This is a genomic window from Flavobacterium sp. N2038 (genome assembly GCF_025947185.1).
Classification (GTDB): Bacteria; Bacteroidota; Bacteroidia; order Flavobacteriales; family Flavobacteriaceae; genus Flavobacterium.
The window spans coordinates 2,459,309-2,477,542 of sequence record NZ_CP110001.1; the positions used below are offsets into that span (position 1 = coordinate 2,459,309).

Sequence of the window (18,234 nt, forward strand, 5' to 3'; positions counted from 1 at the left end):
TAACCATAAAATATTAAAAATGAAAATCAAAATAACAGCAGCGATACTTTTAAGCATGCTTTTTACGGTATCATGTACTGATCTGAACGAACAGTTGTATGATCAGGTAGAAGATGGGAATTTCGGGAATACAACCAAAGAAATAGATGCGCTGGTAGGTGGAGCTTATTCTTCATTAAGAGGATTCTCTGATGTAATCTCAAACAATTTTCCAACTAGCGAATATGTTTTCTTTTTGAACGAAGTAGTTTCAGATGAAGCTACAATTCCAACAAGAGGGACAAATTGGTACGACGGAGGGCAATATCAAGATGCGCAAAAACATACCTGGAAAGCAGATAACAGAATGATTCTTTCGGCGTGGCGCTACAACTATACCGGAATAGCAAAGATTAATGCGATTATTTATCAGATTAATAAGTCGACTTTATCTGAGCAGGCAAAAACCCCCATTTTTGCCGAATTAAAAGCTGTTAGAGCTTATTACTATTACAATCTTTTAGATTTATTCGGGAATGTGCCAATTGTAACCAATTTTGAAGATACAGATCTTCCGACAAATTCAACAAGAAAACAAGTTTATGACTTTGTTGAAAAGGAATTAACAGATGCTATTCCATATTTAAATCCAAATGTGGTGTATTCTAAATTTACCAGAAACGTAGCCTATTCTGTTTTAGCCAGATTATACCTCAATTCAGAAGCATTTATTGGACAGCCGCGCTGGCAGGATTGTTTAGATATGTGCCAGAAAATAACAGGATATAGTCTGACACCAGATTTCTTTTCGAATTTTGTGACAGAGAACCAGACTTCTCCAGAAATTATTTTTGCTATTCCATACGATTCAAAAGCAGGAACAGTTGGAAATTACATGAACTCAATGTCTTGTCATTACAATCAAAAATTAGCGATTTCTGCAATACCAAACAATTATCCTTGGAGTGCAAACGGAATGTGCGCGCAGCCTGGAGTTTATTCAACTTTTGCAGATACAGACAAAAGAAAAAAATGTATGCTTGAAGGCGATCAGATCAATCTTGCAACAGGTTCTGTAATTATGATGGACAACGGAGAACCGTTAACGTATACAGAGGATCTTACTAGTTTAGAAGATGCAAAAGAAAATGAAGGTGTTCGTTTACATAAATACGAAATGAAAGCGGGAGAACAATGGGAACGTGATCACGACTTTGTATTAATTCGTTATGCAGAAATCTTAATGATGCAGGCAGAATGTTACGTTCGTTTAGGTTCACCAGATTTAGCAAGACCATTTGTGCAGCAAGTGGCATCTCGTGCAGGTGAAGAATTGCCAGCAACAATTGATCTTAAATTTATTGATCAAGAGTTATTGAAAGAATTCATATTTGAAGGAAGAAGAAGAACAGACAACATTCGTTTTGGTACATTTTTCCTACCATGGTGGTCAAAAGATGCAACAGAGAAATACAGAGCTATTTTTCCAATTCCAAGTACCGTTTTAACTACAAATAAAAACCTAAAACAGAATCCTGGATATTAGGTTATTAAAATGTCAGTCTTCCATGTTGGTTAGTCGTGGAAGGCTGACATGTTTTTAAAATGATTATCTGCGAGGCTTTATTTAGCCACAGATTAAAGGATTTTCACAAATTAATAATCTTTTTTAATCTTTATCCCGATAGCTATCGGGAGTGGCAAAAAAAAAATAGTAATCATGAGTTCTAAATAAATATTATCTCAGTATGAAAAGATATATCACATCGTTATTTTTTGGTTTGATGAGTATTGCGATGGCTGCTGGATGCAGTAGCGACGATAAAGGTTCAGACAAACCAGTAGAACCAGAAAAAATAGCCCCTGTTGCGATTGAGAAAACCAACAGCACCAAAATTTATATGCACTATATGCCGTGGTTTGAAACCAACGAAAGCAGTGCCGATAAAAAATGGGGATATCACTGGACAATGGCAAACAAAAATCCGAACAACGTAGGAACAAACGGCCGAAGAGAAATTGCATCGTACTATTATCCGCTGATTGGACCTTATCACTCAGGCGATAAAAATGTGATCGAAAATCATTTACTGTTGATGAAATATTCAGGAATTGATGGAATTTTGATCGATTGGTACGGCACTTACGACGTAAACGATTATAGAATGGTCAAAGAAAATACAGACCAGCTTATTGAAATGCTTGATAAAGTAGGTTTAGAATATGCTATTGTGTACGAAGACCGATTTTTGACCAATGTTGTCAATGCAGGAAAGGCGATTTCGGTAACTGGTGCAGCAAAAACAGATTTGGCTTATGTAGAAAAGAATTATTTTCCTGATGCCAATTACATCAAGATTAATGGTAAACCGCTATTAATGAATTTTGGACCAATTGTTTTGCAGACTCCGACAGAATGGACAAACGTCTTTAATACTTTGACTACAAAACCAACTTTCCTAACACTTTGGGATCATTCGTCGATGGCAGGAGAAAATGCTTCTGGAGAATATGCATGGGTGTACAAAGACAATAGTTATCTGACGAATTTTTATACCAATACAAAACCAAAATTGGGTGTAGCAATGGGAAGCGCTTATCCTGGTTTTAAAGATTTTTATGCCGCAGGCGGAGGTGGTGCTGCTATTGGATGGACTATCGAACATAATAATGGAGCAACACTTGATGAAACGCTCGCTTTGGCTAAAAATGCAAATATAAATTACCTGCAGCTGATTACGTGGAATGATTTCGGAGAAGGCACAATGATTGAACCGACGGTAGAATTTGGGTATTCTTTTATCGAAAAAATCAAAACTTTTGCCGGAGTAAAAAATACCGAAAGTGTTTTTACAGAAATCAGCAAACTGTATAGCCTAAGAGTAGAAAAGAAAGCTGATGCCAATGCTCAGAAAAAATTAGATCAGGCTTTTAATTATTTTGTTTCTATGCAGCCTGCAAAAGCAAAACAGTTATTGAGCGAAATTAAATAAGAGTTGTAATTAATACAATTAAATAATGAAAAACATAAAATATAGATACTGCCTGATTGCTTTGGCCTCGATATTGCTTTGCGCCTGTAGTACTAAAAAAACGTATAAAATCAGTTCTCCCGGAAAAAACACCGAACTAGTTTTTGAATTAACGGCTTCAGGTCAGCCACAATATAGTTTTACCTCAGATGGAAAATCGGTGATTGAACCTTCATTGATGGGATTTGAATTTCAGGAAATTCAGAAAATGACAGATGGTTTTGAAGTAGTTTCTACCGAAGAAAAAACAGCCGATGAAACGTGGGAACAACCGTGGGGTGAGTTCAAAAAAATTCGCGATCATCACAATGAATTGATTGTTCATTTAAAAGAATCAAAAGGAGAGGAACGTCTGGTTGATATTATTTTCAGGGTTTTTGATGATGGAGTTGGTTTTAGGTATTCTTTTCCAAAACAACCCCATTTAGGTAAAGTGAAAATTTCAAATGAAATTACTCAGTTTACATTCAAATCAGAAAATGATGTTTGGTGGATTCCGGTACATCGTGAAAATAGTTATTACGAAAGTACCTATCGCAAAACACCGGTTAGCAAAACAGATACAATAAACACGCCGGCAACTTTTGAAACAAAAGAGAAATTGTATGTTGCCATTCATGAAGCCAATTTAACTGATTTTGCTTCGATGACGCTTTTAAAAATGAATAATAAACAATATAAAAGCGAATTAGTGCCATGGGCAGATGGCGTAAAAGTATATGCAGAAACTCCATTTCAAACTCCGTGGAGAACCATAGTTGTAGGGAAAACACCGGGAGATGTTGCAACATCGACTATAATGTTAAATTTAAATGATCCTTCAAAAATTGAAGACCTTTCCTGGATTACACCATCTAAATATATTGGAATCTGGTGGGGAATGCATCTGGAAAAATACACTTGGGGACAAGGTCCAAAACATGGTGCCACCACCAAGAATACAAAAGAATATATTGATTTTGCTGCAAAAAATGGTTTTGACGGCGTTCTGGTTGAAGGCTGGAACGAGGGTTGGGATGGTGACTGGACTGCCGACGGATCTGCATTTAGTTTTGTAAAAGCCTATCCTGATTTTAACCTGGAAGAAATTACCAAGTATGCTGCGATAAAAAATGTTCGTTTAATTGGACATCATGAAACGGCTGGAGCTACTAAAAATTATGAAAGCCAGTTAGAAGATGCTTTTAAATTGTATCAAAAAATGGGTGTAAACTCAGTTAAAACGGGTTATGTAAACAAATATCTGGATAAAAAAGAATGGCACGATAGTCAATATGGAGCACGTCATTACAGAAAAGTAATCGAAACTGCGGCCAAATATCATATTATGATAGATAACCATGAACCTATGAAAGGAACCGGTATACAACGTACATATCCTAATTTTATGTCTCAGGAAGGTGGAAGAGGGCAGGAATACAATGCCTGGTCTGTAGATGGCGGAAATACTCCGGAACATTTAACTACTTTGCCTTTTACCAGAATGCTTTCCGGACCTTTTGATTACACACCGGGAAATTTTAATTTTGATTATAAAACGCCTTCAGGGGCCAAAGTACAAACTACACTGGCAAATCAATTAGCATTGTATGTCATTATTTTTAGTCCGTTGCAAATGGCTTCAGATTTACCGGAGAATTATGTAGGGAAACCTGAATTTCAATTCATAAAAGATGTGCCTTGTACCTGGTCGGATACTAAAGTTTTAGATTCTAAAATTGGAGAATATACTACCATTGCTCGTAAAGACTGGGATGAGAAGAATTGGTATTTAGGTTCAATCACAAACAGAAATGCGAGAGACTTAAAAGTAGCTTTATCATTTTTAGATAAGGATAAAGAATACGAAGCAGAAATCTATGCAGATGGAGAAGGAGCAAATTATAAAACAAATCCTTATCCGGTTGCGATTTCAAAACAAAAAGTGAATAATAAAAGTGTACTAAATATTAAATTGGGAGCTGGGGGAGGAACAGCCATAAAATTCTCTCCAATCGAAAAATAAATTAGTTAAGTTTTATTTTGAGTTAAGTTAAGTAAGTTTAAGTTTGGCAATAAACCCGATAGCTGGAGAGTTATCGGGTTTGTTTTTTTGTTTCAGGTTTCAGGTTTCAGGTTTCAAGTTTGAGTAACTTTGAGTGTAATTTTACCGCAAAGCTCGCAAAGTTTTTTTATAATTGAGGTTTTGTAAAAGCGCAAAGTTCGCAAAGCTTTGAAATAAAACCTTTGCGAACTTTGCGTAAATCTTAGCGCTCTTTGCGGTAAAAAAAAACTTAGGCCCTCAGTATCTTAGCACCTTAGTACCTCTATTTTCGAATCTGAATATGCTTTCCAAAAGTGTACACTGCTGTTATCGTTGGTCCGTTATATCCCCATTTTAAGAAACCGTTTAATCGGTCCTGAACAGTATCTATTCTAAAGTTCAAACCGGTATAACCTGCAGTAAGGCTAAAGTTTTGAGCAACATTATATAGAACCGATAAGTTGTAGCTTATTATTCGGCCATCAGTTTCATCAATTTTTACTGCGAGATAATTTACGTTGGCATATAAACCCCAGCGTTTTCCAAGAACAAATTCTCCCCATATCCCAATATCTGGTAGTGGAGCAGTAAAATTAAAATTATCATGATATTCTACACTTTGCGTATTAGCATTTAATTTTAATCCTAAATCTGCAAAAAGGACATGCGCTCCAATTAATAGACCCGCTTGATATTTAGGTTTAGATAGAATAGCATAGCCATAAGCAATTCTGGCAATCTGTACATTAAAAGTACCTCGAACACTTCCATTAACTGGATAAGTATGATCTCCGAAATTAATTTCTCTTTGCAGCGTTTTTGTTGCAGTCCTGTCTAGTACAAAATATTCAAAACCTAATCGGGATCTTCTGGATATACGCCAATCAAATGTTCCTAAAAATGATGCAGTCGATTTAGAAAATCCTAAATCACTTTCAAGATCAACTTCAGTTCCTATATTTCCGTTGTTGCCTTCAACTTGAACTACAGTATTATTTACAGGAAAAAAACCACCGGCAGAAACTTTAAATCGTCTATTGTGCCAAGGGAGATCATCAGCATCGTAGTCCTGAAATTCTTTGGCGTTATTTTGCAAGGCGGGTAAAGTGTCTGTTGGAATTTGAGCTACATCCTGAGCCTTAGCTGAAAACCAAAAGAGGGAAACTATCATAAAACAAAATAATTTTTTCATCAGATTTATTTTTAGAGTTTTTGATAAATTTTTAACACTTAAAGTTAACAAAAAAAATCTTCCGTTTTATTTTTTTGGTTTTATTATTTTTACAATTCGCCTGATAATGAGTTTGGTATGTTTTTTTTGAGGATTTAATGAGTGATTTTGAATCTCAAATTTTGCATTTAATGTTAATATTGCACTTACAGTTGAAGTTTGATATTGCAAGAAGCGTCAGTATTTTCGGTTTGGATTCTTTTGTTTTTATTTTATATCCTGTTTAATCGTAAAAAACAAAAAGCATAACCATTTCAATATTTTAATGCATTAAAATTTAAACCCTATTATAATCGGCTTTCCAGTGTACGATTGCTTTTTTTATAGAATCACCTCTAAGATTGTTTTTTAAGGCATCTTCAATAAGAGGTAATAATTCATTATCGGGTGCAAAGCGCAGTGCAAAAATCTGATCATCGGTTAGTTTGTATTCAAATTCTTCAAGTCTTTTTCCAGTAAGAGTAAAATAGCGATAACGAAGTTCTAAACGTACAATTCGGTTTTGCAAGGTTAAAGCATAATGCTGACGAAGCATATAGGCAAGACAAAATAAAAAGATGAAACCAACGCTGATAAAGGACCAAATTAAAGCATCGCTGGTTGTAAAGGCAAAGTATATACTGCTAATCAAAAACAAAATTAAAACGGGGTAGTAAACAAAATGATGTGGTGTATAAAACCTTACGTGATTGTAATAAGTTTGAATTTTCATGTGGAGGATCTTTGAATTACTTGAGATTCTTTTGATTAAAGATAAAAAAAGAAAGCTACCCTAGTATTAATAGAATAGCTTTTTTTCTCAAAAATAAACTAACATAACCAATGTTGCTTTTATAATATAAACTTGCTAAAGTTTGCTTAATTATATTTATTTGAAAAAAGCCCTGTTTGTTGCAGGTATTACGCTGACAATGACTTTAATTTCCTGAAGTAAAATTAATGCAGGAGTCCAAGATTTTTGTTACATGATAATTTGGAAATGTTATATGATTTCAATCTTTTGACGTTTTAATGGGAATTATAACGAGCCAATAATTTTCCATTCGTCTAATTTGGACTGAAAAGTTTTACCTGCATTTGCCGGACTTGTTGATGGCAAAGTAATAAGATGGTACTTTTTATCTATAGAGACATACTTCCTGAAAAAAGCAGCTGCTTTTTGACCGTTAAATAAAATGGTTTTTATGTTGGGATGATCTTTTAGAAAGGTTTCAAAATCATTGGCAATTTCATTTTTAATCGCGCTGTCCAAACTTCCAATGCGATCACAATATTGAAGAACGTCCCATAAAGCCACTTTGTTTTTGAGCAAAAGGGCTTTTTTAGTTTCATAATCGTTTGAAAAATCTTCGTTGAAAATTGTAAATAAAAATTTCCAGAAATTATTTTGATTATGCCCGTAATATTGATTGAGTTCTAATGACTTGATTCCCGGCATTGTGCCTAAGATCAATAAATTAGAATCGGGAGCACTTATTGGAGAGAAAGAGAAGCTTTTCATTTTTTGAATTAAGAAATTTTTTATTTGAGTTAAAATAATCATTTATAAGTAATTATAAAACAAATGCTGAAAATTATATAACATTTTTGATCCATTCATGAGCGAACTTTGAATTCTGGTTTTTTGAGGCAATACTTTTTGCCGCTAAAAATTGTAATCGATGACGTAGAATTTAAATAGCAACATCATGAAAATAGTTCGTATACATACAGAGAAAAATCAAAACATATTTGAGGAATTAAATTCTAATTTTGGTGGAAATGTAAATTTTGATACTGATGAATATTCGCTTGAAGTGAATAATAATTTTGCCAAAGGATCTATTATTGGAGCTTCTTTTAATGACGGTATTTCATACGTTCAGTTTGATATGAGTTTTTCAGATGATTTGAGAATGGATATTGTAAATATGGCTTCATCGCCTATTTATTTTGCTTATTGTTCAAAAGGTAATTTATCTCATAGTTTTGGAATAAATGGTGAAGAACGAAAATTAAAAACGTTTCAGACGGCCATTTTAACTTCAAAATTAAATCAGGAGAATATTTTGTTTTTTGAAAAGGACAAAAAGACAAAATTCACTTTAATTATTGTGGGTAATAATTCAGAACTAAGTCATATTAATTCTTTAAGTCATATGGTTAGGGAAACTTTTTTTCAGGAAACTATGAATGAAGAATTCTTTTATGCGGGTTCTTATAATTTGAAAATTGGTGAAAAGATTGAGCAGTTAAACTCGATCACTCAAACTGGTGTAGTTAGAAATTTACTAAAAGAAGGAATCTTAAGAATTATTCTTGCAATGGAAATCCAGCAGCATTCTGATGATTTAAATTCTTTTTCAAGAGAACCAAATTATCTGACCTTAAGAGAAATGGAAGAAATAAAAGAGCTTTCAGAAGTTATAAAAACAAATCCTGAAGAAGCTTTTACTATTAAATCTTTAAGTAAAAAATCTGGGTTATCACCAAATAAACTTCAGGAGGGTTTTAAAATGATTCATAACAGAACTGTAAATGATTATATTACACATATGCGTGTTTTAAAAGCTGAAATTTTAATGCGAACCTCGGACTTGAATATCTCCGAAATTGTGTACTGCATTGGTTTTACGAGTAGAAGTTATTTCTCTAAAATCTTCAAACAAAAATTTAACTGTAGTCCAAAAGAATATAAGTTTAATCTCAATTCGTTGGCGATAACAGCTTAGTTTAAGATGCTAAGGTTCTAAGATGCTAAGCTTTTTTCTTAGTTAATATCTAATAAAGACTTCATATATTGGAACTTTAATAGCTTATAACTTAATTTTTCTTTTCGAATAAGCACAGAACCTTAGCATCTTAGAACCTTAGTAGCTTAGCACCTTTTTTCATTTATCTTCCAAATCGATAATACTCCAAATCCAGATTTTCCTTATTATTGATAGAATCCAGAACAGAGTTCATTCCCATAGCGCTAAAGGTAATTCCGTTTCCTCCAAAACCCAGAACATAATGTTCATTTTTGTCAGGATCCGGTTTCCCAAAATAAGGCAATCCGTCTTTTGTTTCTCCAAAGGTTCCTGCCCAGGAATAATCCAGTTTAAAATTGAAATCTGGAAAACGTTTTTTAAAATGCTTTAAGAGAAAAAGTTCTTTTTTAGGAATTAATTTATCACGTCTTTTGGCATCTTTAAACTCTTCGTCTCCGCCACCCATTATAATTCGATTATCATCTGTAGCTCTAAAATAAAAATAAGGAGATGATGTATCCCAAAAAATAGCATTTTTAAAACCTGAAGGTAAATTTTCAAAACTTTCAGATGCTATGGCATAGGTACTTTTTAAATCGACTACTTTCTCAGAAAGCGTTTCTGTGCTCTCATAGCCGGAACAATGTATAACATGATCTGCTGCAATGGTAAATTTATTTTCGGTATGCGCAATGGCTTTATCTTTTGTATATTCGATCGAGGTAATGTTGGTCTGATCAAATATTTTGACTCCTTTTTTTTGACAATATTCTAATAAATCCAGAGCAAATCGATAGGGATCCATAACCGCAGCTGTTTTAGATTCTATGGCAGCAAGAGCATTGAGACCTAATTTTTTTAAATCATATTTGGTTAACCAATTGACATCAAAACCATTTTCTTTTCGGCTTTTGAATTCATTTTTTAGATAAGGAAGATCTTTTATCACAGTGCTGAAATAAATACTTTTTTTAAATTCAAATCCGCAGTCACTTTTTATTTCATCACAAATTTTTCGCAAGTCAAAAATTGCTTTTTTTCCGTTTAAATAACTGTCTACAGCGCATTTTCTTCCTCTGATTTTGATTAATTCATGTAACGGGATATCTACTTCATATTGCAATAAAGCGGTACTTCCAGCGGTACTTCCATTACATACATCGCGTCTGTCTGCCAATATAATCTTTTTCCCTTCGCTGCTTAATTTGTACGCAATTAGAGCTCCGGTGATTCCGCCGCCAATAATTAAAATCGAGGTTTCGTAATTAGATCCAATCGAGGGATAACTTTGATTCATTGAATTTTTTATTGGCCAAAAAGTTTCTGTAGATCTTAGTTTCATTTTTTTGTCGTATTTCGGGCTGTTGAAGTTGATTTTGTAATAGTTTTTTTGCTGTTTCTGCTTTTGCCTTTTCGTTCATGCTGTTCATGCGCTTCGGCAATAGAATGTGAAGTTCTGATGCTTTCATCTTTTTTGGCAAGTTCACTGAGTCTTCGGTAATATTTTTGAATAATAACCATTTCTTCTTCCGTCATATTTTCAATATCAACCAGACTATTACTTGAGAATTCATTTGAGGCCACCAATTCATTTAACTTTAGTTGAATGGCAAGAGAATCTTTGTTTTGTGCTTTCTGAATCAGGAAAACCATCAGAAAAGTGATTATCGTTGTTCCGGTATTAATCACTAATTGCCAGGTCTCAGAATAATCGAAAACAGGGCCTGAAACTGCCCAGGCAACCACAATTAAAAAAGCGCCTATAAAAGCTGTTGTGCTGCCGGCGGTTTTAGAAACATGTGTGGCAAATTTTTCAAAAGCATTACTTTTATTTTGATTTTTTGTTTTCATTTGAGTTCGACTTTTTAGGATTACTAACCTTTTCTTCTTTGATTACTTTATTATGTTTTCATCATAAACAGCATCGTCAATTTTTTTACCGCATTGTCAAAAAGCAGCCTTTTAATTTAATCCCAAAAGCAGCTTGCTTTGCTTTTAATAAAGTATTATTTTAAAATGGAACATATATGTTATGATTTTGTTTTTTCGGCTTGCGCTTTTTTGAAGTCTTCTTCTTTTTGTTTTTCTTCTTTAGCTTTATCTTGCTTATCCTTTTCTTGTTTCTCTTTCTCTTGTTTCTCTTCTCTTTTATCTTTTTTCTCTTCTCTTTTATCTTTTATTTCTTCCTGCTTTTTTTCTTTTTCTTTCTCTTTTTTTCTGAAGTATCCTCTAAAAAGAAAATTGCTTTTTGCAGCTTCCATATTATCACTAAAACCTTTTGTTCCGGTTTCTAAATTTGAAAGTGTGTTCGAAACGCTGTTTGCCATTTTATCATCCCGGACTAATCTTGCCAAAGCGCCATTTCCGTTGTTCATACTATGACTAAAAATGGCAAGTTCTTCAGATATCACACCTACATTATCAACGCTTTTCTTTACGCTTTTCATAATGTCATTCATTTCTATTCCATCGATTGAAGCAATGGCACCGTTATTTTCAATTATTTTAGTAGATTTTATTCCAGGAGTAATAGTCAGTACTTTGTCGCCCATTAATCCATCTGATCCAATGCTGGCGCGGGCATCTGTTTTTATAAATTCACGCACATCATCTTTTATTACCATAGAAACTACCACCGAAGAGTCATTAATCAATCTGATATCTTCAACAGTACCAATATTGATTCCTGAAAAGCGAACATTGTTTCCAACTTCTAAGCCACTTACGGTTTTGAATCTTGACGAAATATGAAATGTGGAGCCAAACAGGTTTTTTTGTTTACCAATAAAATAAATAGCCATTATAAAAAGTAACAAACCAATTGTTACAAACATTCCTAGTTTCCAGGTATATCCAGATTGCTTCTCCATGATTTCTATTTTTTTGTTTTATTCAAAAAATGAGCGCACCCATTTGTCTTCGTCTTTTTCTAATTCTTCATAAGTTCCTTCGGCGTGAATTACACCGTCTTTAAGAACCATAATTCGATCGGCAGTCATTTTGGCGCAGGCCATATCGTGCGTTATAATTATTGATGAGGTCTTTTGTTTTTGTTTGATATCCAGAATTAGTTCGCTTATTTCTCTTGATGTAATAGTGTCTAATCCAGTTGTGGGCTCATCGTACAAAATGATTTCGGGTTTTAAAATCAGTGTTCTTGCTAAGCCAATTCTCTTTCTCATTCCGCCTGATAATTCAGATGGCATTTTATCAATTGCCTCACTTAATCCAACATTTTCCAGCGCTTCGATTACTTCATTTTCAATTTCATCGAGGCTTAAATCTTTTCTATGTGCTCGTAGCGTAAAGGCAAGATTTTCTCTAACAGACATGGAATCGTATAAAGCTGCACTTTGAAATAAAAAACCAATTCTGACTCTTATTTTATTGAGTTCTTCTTTGGAAAGATTCAGAACATTTTCATCAAAAACTTTTATTTCGCCTTTGTCCGGATCTATTAACCCCACAATACATTTTATAGTGACTGATTTTCCTGAACCGGAACGTCCCAAAATCACCAGATCTTCACCTTTATTTACGGTAAGATTTATGCCTTTTAGAACCTCATTTTTACCACCAAAAGTTTTATGCAAGTCCTTAATTTCGATAATCGGGCTTTGCTTTTTTTCTTTAATTGTAGGGTCTGTATTTTCTTTATCTTTAATCATCTCAATAAATTAAGTCAGTTAATTGTACAGCTACCATATCGATAATAAATATGCTTAAAGAGGCTGTAACAACTGCAGAGTTGGCAGCGCGTCCCACGCTTTCTGTTCCGTTTGATGCATTAAATCCTTTATAACATCCGATCATTCCAATAAAATAGCCAAAGAAGAAAGTTTTAATTGTAGCCGGCAACAGATCTGAAAATTCAAGCGACTGAATAATCTGGGTTAAATAGCGGTAGAAATTTACATCGCCATGAATATTGATTCCGGCATAACCACCAATAATACCTACAGCATCGGCAAAAATCACCAATATAGGAACCATTAAGGTGCAGGCTAAAATTCTTGTTACAACCAAATAATTGTACGGATTTATGGCCGATACTTCCATAGCATCTATTTGTTCTGTCACTTTCATCGATCCTAATTCGGCACCAATTCCGGATGAAATTTTTCCGGCACAAATCAGTGCTGTAATAACAGGTGCAATTTCTCTGATTAGCGATAGTGCTACCATTCCGGGAAGCCAGCTTTCTGCACCAAATTTTACCAATGTTGGCCGGGATTGTAATGTAAGTACCAATCCCATAATAAATCCTGTAATGGCAACCAAGGGAAGTGATTTGTAACCGATGTAATAACATTGTTTCAAAAACTCTTTTGCCTCATAGGGAGGGATAAAAACCTCCTTAAAAAACCGCTTTGCAAACAAGGTTGCATCTCCAATTTCTGCGAATGTATTTTTTAAGCTGAGAATCAAAATATTTTCTTTTTATGAGTTATTAAAAAACTGAGAACCATTTTTTTAACAATTGTATCTTCTTTTTTAATTATATAGGAAAGTTACCGCTATACTTGTTAAAATATTTTACAGAACTTTTTTTCAGGCTTATATAATTTTCATAAAATCACAATAATTCATGAAAAGTCACGTTAACGATTTTCATAAAACAAAAAATCCCTTTCATTAAGAAAGGGATTTTTGATAAGATGTGTTTTATTTGAATTTCAGTTTTTGTCCTTTACTCTGTAAATTTTTTAAAAATTGAACTTGCGACATGACCACCAAAACCAAAAGTATTACTCATAGCATAATTAACTATTCTGGATTGTGCTTTTCCAAGTGTTAAATTAAATTTATCAGCAAAGTCCTGTTCGACAGTTTCTGTGTTTATTGTTGGTGGAACAATATTCTCCTGGACCGCTTTTATACAGGCGATCGCTTCAATTGCTCCGGCCCCTCCAAGTAAATGCCCTGTCATTGATTTTGTGGCACTGATATTGGCATTTGGATTTATGCCAAACACTTTTTCCATTGCTTTAAGTTCGCTTAAATCTCCGGTTGGAGTAGACGTAGCATGCGCATTGATATAATCAATTTTGTCAGGTGTAATTTCTGCTTCTTCAAGAGCAAGTTCCATTCCTAAAACGGCTCCTTCACCTTCCGGATGTGTTCCTGTTAAATGGTAAGCATCTCCCGCTAAACCTCCGCCAACAATCTCGGCAAGAATTACAGCATTTCTTTTTACAGCATGTTCGTAGCTTTCTAGTATAACAACACCGGCTCCTTCGCCCAGAACAAAACCATTTCTTGCAGCATCAAAAGGGCGTGAGGCTTTGCTGTAATCTTCATTTAATGTAGATAATGCTTTTGAGGCATTAAAACCACCAATTGAAGATTCTGTAACAGAAGCTTCCGAACCTCCGGTAATCATCATATCTGCTTTGCCCCAGCGAATATAATTGAATGCATCTATAATTGCAGTATTACTTGCAGAGCAGGCTGCTGCAGTTGTATAGTTAATTCCGCGAAGCCCGTATTTGATAGAAATAACTCCTGAGGCTATGTTTACTATTCTTTTCGGAATAAAAAACGGACTAAATCTTGGGGTTCCATTTCCTGATTTATATTCTCCAATTTGTTCCTCAAAAGTTGAAATACCGCCGTCGCCACAACCCCATATAACTCCAATTCGGTTTTTGTTTAAGGAATCAAAATCAATATTGGCATTTCGTACCGCTTCGTCTGTTGCGTGCAAGGCATATTGAGTAAAAAGGTCGTATTTTCTAATTTCGTTTTTCTCAAAAATATGTTCAGCATTAAAGTTTTTAACTTCGCATGCAAATTTGGTTTTGAATTGTGTGGTGTCAAATCGTGTTATTGGAGCCGCACCGCTTACTCCGTTAATTAATGAACTCCAATATTCCTGAACATTGTTCCCAATAGGTGTTACTGCTCCTAATCCTGTTATTACAACTCTATTCATTATTTTTTAGATCTTAATTCTGTTAATATTGTTTCTCTAACCAATTCAAAATCATCGTCGCCTGTAACTCTTGAGAGTTGTACAATTGCAACCATATTGGTTATTATCATTAGCGCTTTTGTTCTGGGTAACATGTCAAAATCAAATATGTTAAGTTCTTTTCCTTCGATTAAAATTTCGGTAATCCAGTTGATTACTATCTTAGCAAATTCTTGCAGTTCTGTTTTTATAGCATCATCCAAAGTGTTTAAATCTGTGGCTAATGACCCTACAATACAGACTTTATTCTCTCGTTTAATTTGTGCATGCACTTCTAAGAAAGCTTGCAGTTTTGTTAGTGGCGATTCATGGGCAACTTTTTCCTTTAAGGTTTCACATCGGGCGATATGTTCTTTTATAGTGGCCACACCAAGATCTGATTTTGTAGGGAAGTGGTAGTGAATAGAGGCTGTTTTTATCCCAATATCATTTGAAATATCTTTAAAACTAAAAGCATTGTAACCTTTGTTTCTAATAAATTGATCTGCTTTATCTATAATATTTTCCCGTGTTGTCATGACTCATTTTTTTTAAACAAATATACTACCTATTAGTAGATAGGCAAGTTTTTTTTAATTTTTTAACTAAACAAAAAATCCCTTTCATTAAGAAAGGGATTTTCCGGGTTAAATGGAATTTTGGTTAATTTTTTCTTCGATTAAGAGTTAATTGCAATGCCGGTTCTGGTTTTTATAAGTGGTATAATTTTAACTTGAGACTGTTTGAAGTTTTCCATTAATAATCGCGCTGTTAAATAACAAACAGTAGATTCTGCTCCCTGATTTAAGTTTACATTTTCTTTTTCAAGTCCGTCGTAGCCGCCCCCGCTTACCGGGTTATACATAATTTGATTTAAATGATTTTTGCCTAAGAACCAGTTAAAAGCAGTTTTCATTTTGTTTTTATATTCCGGAGTTTTAAAGGCATTATAAAATGTATTTAAAGTTTGAATAGTGTAGGTAACATCAATAGGTTGTTCTCCATATTCTTGCGGTTCTGAACCTTTATGGTACCAGCTTTGATTAGATATGGCTTTGAAATTACCATCGACAAAAGTTTTTGACATTAAGAAGTCTAAGGAATCTAAGGCTACTTTTTTGTAAGCCGGTTTATTGGTAACTAAATAAGCATATAACATAGATTCTGGCAGAATTCCGTTTCCGTATGTTAAATAGTTTTCAAACCACTGCCAGTCTTCAGAAGCTGTATCTTCATAGTGAGTAAACAGTTTAGCATTCAGTTTATTGATAATTGCTGCCACATATAAATTTGGAATGGTATTATGATATAAAAACAAACCTTTTGTAGCAAAACCAATTGAACGTGGTGATTGAATATTTTCGGCCCATTTTAGAGCAGCTAATAAACATTTTTCTGCCTTTTTTGAAATGTTTTCAGGCAGAATATCTTTGTTTGATATTACAGTTCCCAGAGCCCAAATTGCTCTTGCATTGGAATCTTCTAAATTAACCTCGGCATTTTGCTCCATATGTTCGCGATATTCCTTATCGACATAATTGATGAAGTCGCCTTTTGGTTTTTGACATCTTTCAATAAAATCCAGATAAATTAAAATATACGGAAGATCATCTCTATCTCCCGTTAATTTGTAATGCATGCAAAATGCAATTAAGGCACGGGCATTATCATCTAAAGTGTAGCCGGATTCCAGATCTGGAACTGAAATTTTACTGAATTGAATAATTCCAAGTTCGGTTGTTAATTTTTTGATATGTAGCAATTGAATTTCCGGATAGGTATATTTTACTTCAGATGGATTTTCAATTAGTTTTTTATAGGTATTCATATGTGTCAGCGCAGCATTTTCCCATGAAGAAGCTCTCATTTTAGTAAAAGCATTAATTCCCATTTCATGTCTCAGGTTTTCGTCTGAAATTAGTTTTAAAGCTGATTCTGCAAACTGATCTACATTTCCAATATCAACAAGAATTCCGCAATCTGAAGTTAATACTTCTTTTGTATGTGGAATTTTGGAGGCTACCATCGGACAAGCGCAACTCATAGCATAAGCAAAAGTGCCGCTTACAGCCTGATTTGGATCTTTGGAGGTAAATAGATAAATATCTGTGGCTTTTAAATAATCTAAAAGCTCTTCGGTATCTAAATATTTATTGATGAAACGTACATTGTTTTGCAAATTTAATTCTTCAACAAGGGTTTCCAGTTTATTGCGATAAGCATCAACACCATCTATAATTAAATTAGGGTGTGTTCTGCCAATGATTAGATAGAGTAGGTTTGGTTCTTTTTTTACGATTTTTGCTAAAGCCTGTAAACCGGTTTCTATATTTTTTCCTTCTCCCAAAAGTCCAAAAGTAGACAAGACAAGTCGATCCTGAATATCGTATTTGGCCTTTGCCTGATGTGGAGTGTCATAAATTACAATATGAGTTCCGTGTGGTACCATTGTAATGATCTCTTCAGAAATTCCATAATCATTTATCAAAATTTCTTTAGACTGATTGGTCATTACAAAAACAGAATTGCTGTAACTCAGCAGAAGTTTTACGAATGTTCTTAGTTCATTATTAGGATTCGGAATAACACTGTGAAAAGTAAAAGTAACCGGTTTTTTTATTACAGTTAAAAAGTCAAGCAAATAGTCTCCAAACTGTCCGCTAAATAAACCAAATTCATGCTGAATGTGAACTAATTTTACGTTTTTATCTTTGTTGATTTGCTCCGCGACTTTAGAATATTCTTCTCTGATTTTTGTGTTTAATGTAAAAGCCTGTTCCGGATTTTCTTTGGGTTTATCAACTAACTCGCAAATTTCGCAAGTAATAGATTTACCAAAAACATCACTAATTCCTTTTATTGTATCCTGCGTATAAGTTGCTATTCCACATTGTGTTGGTGGAAATGTTGAGAGAAATACTATTTTAGATTTATTTGATAACTTCTTCATGGGGATTCTGTTTTAATGCGGTTAATAAGTCATTAAGATTCACTGAAGCCACTGCAATTTTGTCATCGGCGGCACCATAATAGATATATAGAAGGTTATCGAAAAATGCTGTTCCTGTTGGAGTTACAACATAGTTTACGTAACCGTGTCTTTCGTAATATTAAACTGGTGTAATTAATGGTTTTGGTAGTCTCACAATTACTTTTGCAAGATTGTCAAGATCTGGCAGAGTGACACAAGCGTGATAAACAAGTCCTTTTATGGGCCTTTCGGCAGCTTGATAAATTAACAATCATCCATCTTTGGTTTCAATAGGTGGGGCGCCTGGACCAAT

The 18,234-nt window shown here is 34.0% G+C and carries 15 protein-coding genes and 1 pseudogene; 4 read left to right on the forward strand and 12 right to left on the reverse strand.

Annotation, left to right across the window (positions count from 1 at the left end; all coding sequences use genetic code 11):
- The first annotated feature begins 19 nt into the window (after positions 1 to 19).
- From OLM51_RS11050 to OLM51_RS11060, 3 genes are all read left to right on the forward strand, one after another.
- Positions 20 to 1,525: a RagB/SusD family nutrient uptake outer membrane protein gene (locus tag OLM51_RS11050; protein ID WP_264550677.1), complete on the forward strand. Its 1,506-nt coding sequence runs from the start codon at positions 20 to 22 to the stop codon at positions 1,523 to 1,525.
- Between the two features lie 202 nt (positions 1,526 to 1,727).
- The gene (locus tag OLM51_RS11055) at positions 1,728 to 2,972 is read left to right on the forward strand and encodes a glycoside hydrolase family 71/99-like protein (RefSeq protein ID WP_264550678.1); all 1,245 of its coding nucleotides are present in this window, start codon (positions 1,728 to 1,730) and stop codon (positions 2,970 to 2,972) included.
- Between the two features lie 25 nt (positions 2,973 to 2,997).
- Entirely contained in the window at positions 2,998 to 5,016 is a 2,019-nt protein-coding gene (locus OLM51_RS11060; RefSeq protein ID WP_264550679.1) for a glycoside hydrolase family 97 protein, read from the forward strand.
- Between the two features lie 301 nt (positions 5,017 to 5,317).
- Here OLM51_RS11060 and OLM51_RS11065 read toward each other — a convergent pair whose 3' ends face one another.
- The 3 genes from OLM51_RS11065 to OLM51_RS11075 all read right to left on the reverse strand — a co-directional run bounded on the left by OLM51_RS11065 (position 5,318) and on the right by OLM51_RS11075 (position 7,766).
- Positions 5,318 to 6,226, reverse strand: coding sequence for a hypothetical protein (locus tag OLM51_RS11065; RefSeq protein WP_264550680.1), 909 nt, complete (start codon positions 6,224 to 6,226; stop codon positions 5,318 to 5,320).
- Between the two features lie 316 nt (positions 6,227 to 6,542).
- Positions 6,543 to 6,977 carry a DUF6526 family protein gene (locus OLM51_RS11070; RefSeq protein ID WP_264550681.1) on the reverse strand — a complete coding sequence of 145 codons (435 nt, stop codon included), beginning with the start codon at positions 6,975 to 6,977 and terminating at the stop codon, positions 6,543 to 6,545.
- A gap of 306 nt (positions 6,978 to 7,283) precedes the next feature.
- Complete coding sequence (locus OLM51_RS11075; protein ID WP_264550682.1) at positions 7,284 to 7,766, reverse strand: DNA-deoxyinosine glycosylase; 483 nt, start codon at positions 7,764 to 7,766, stop codon at positions 7,284 to 7,286.
- Positions 7,767 to 7,953: 187 nt separating this feature from the next.
- Between OLM51_RS11075 and OLM51_RS11080 the strand changes: the two genes are divergently transcribed.
- Positions 7,954 to 8,976: a helix-turn-helix domain-containing protein gene (locus OLM51_RS11080; RefSeq protein ID WP_264550683.1), complete on the forward strand. Its 1,023-nt coding sequence runs from the start codon at positions 7,954 to 7,956 to the stop codon at positions 8,974 to 8,976.
- A gap of 163 nt (positions 8,977 to 9,139) precedes the next feature.
- Here the strand turns inward: OLM51_RS11080 and OLM51_RS11085 are convergent, their stop codons facing one another.
- The 9 genes and pseudogenes from OLM51_RS11085 to OLM51_RS11125 form a co-directional block, all read right to left on the reverse strand.
- Positions 9,140 to 10,339 carry an NAD(P)/FAD-dependent oxidoreductase gene (locus OLM51_RS11085; protein WP_264550684.1) on the reverse strand — a complete coding sequence of 400 codons (1,200 nt, stop codon included), beginning with the start codon at positions 10,337 to 10,339 and terminating at the stop codon, positions 9,140 to 9,142.
- Positions 10,336 to 10,848, reverse strand: coding sequence for a low affinity iron permease family protein (locus OLM51_RS11090; RefSeq protein ID WP_264550685.1), 513 nt, complete (start codon positions 10,846 to 10,848; stop codon positions 10,336 to 10,338). Before OLM51_RS11090 ends, OLM51_RS11085 begins: the two co-directional genes overlap by 4 nt.
- Before the next feature lie 179 nt (positions 10,849 to 11,027).
- A complete protein-coding gene (locus OLM51_RS11095; RefSeq protein WP_264550686.1) occupies positions 11,028 to 11,867 on the reverse strand; it encodes an MlaD family protein in 840 nt (279 codons plus the stop codon).
- Between the two features lie 18 nt (positions 11,868 to 11,885).
- On the reverse strand, positions 11,886 to 12,665 hold the full coding sequence (locus OLM51_RS11100; RefSeq protein WP_264550687.1) for an ABC transporter ATP-binding protein: 780 nt from the start codon (positions 12,663 to 12,665) through the stop codon (positions 11,886 to 11,888).
- Position 12,666: 1 nt separating this feature from the next.
- Positions 12,667 to 13,425: an MlaE family ABC transporter permease gene (locus OLM51_RS11105; RefSeq protein WP_264550688.1), complete on the reverse strand. Its 759-nt coding sequence runs from the start codon at positions 13,423 to 13,425 to the stop codon at positions 12,667 to 12,669.
- A gap of 262 nt (positions 13,426 to 13,687) precedes the next feature.
- Positions 13,688 to 14,932 (reverse strand): beta-ketoacyl-ACP synthase II, encoded by a 1,245-nt coding sequence (fabF, locus tag OLM51_RS11110; protein ID WP_264550689.1) that lies wholly within the window; start codon positions 14,930 to 14,932, stop codon positions 13,688 to 13,690.
- Positions 14,932 to 15,489, reverse strand: a complete 558-nt coding sequence (locus OLM51_RS11115; protein ID WP_264550690.1) for a TetR/AcrR family transcriptional regulator — start codon at positions 15,487 to 15,489, stop codon at positions 14,932 to 14,934. Before OLM51_RS11115 ends, fabF begins: the two co-directional genes overlap by 1 nt.
- Before the next feature lie 140 nt (positions 15,490 to 15,629).
- The gene (locus tag OLM51_RS11120; RefSeq protein ID WP_264550691.1) at positions 15,630 to 17,900 is read right to left on the reverse strand and encodes a glycosyltransferase; all 2,271 of its coding nucleotides are present in this window, start codon (positions 17,898 to 17,900) and stop codon (positions 15,630 to 15,632) included.
- A pseudogene (locus OLM51_RS11125) lies at positions 17,881 to 17,997 on the reverse strand (pesticidal protein Cry7Aa); the annotation flags it as partial. The pseudogene OLM51_RS11125 and the gene OLM51_RS11120, both read right to left, overlap by 20 nt.
- Positions 17,998 to 18,234: the final 237 nt, after the last annotated feature.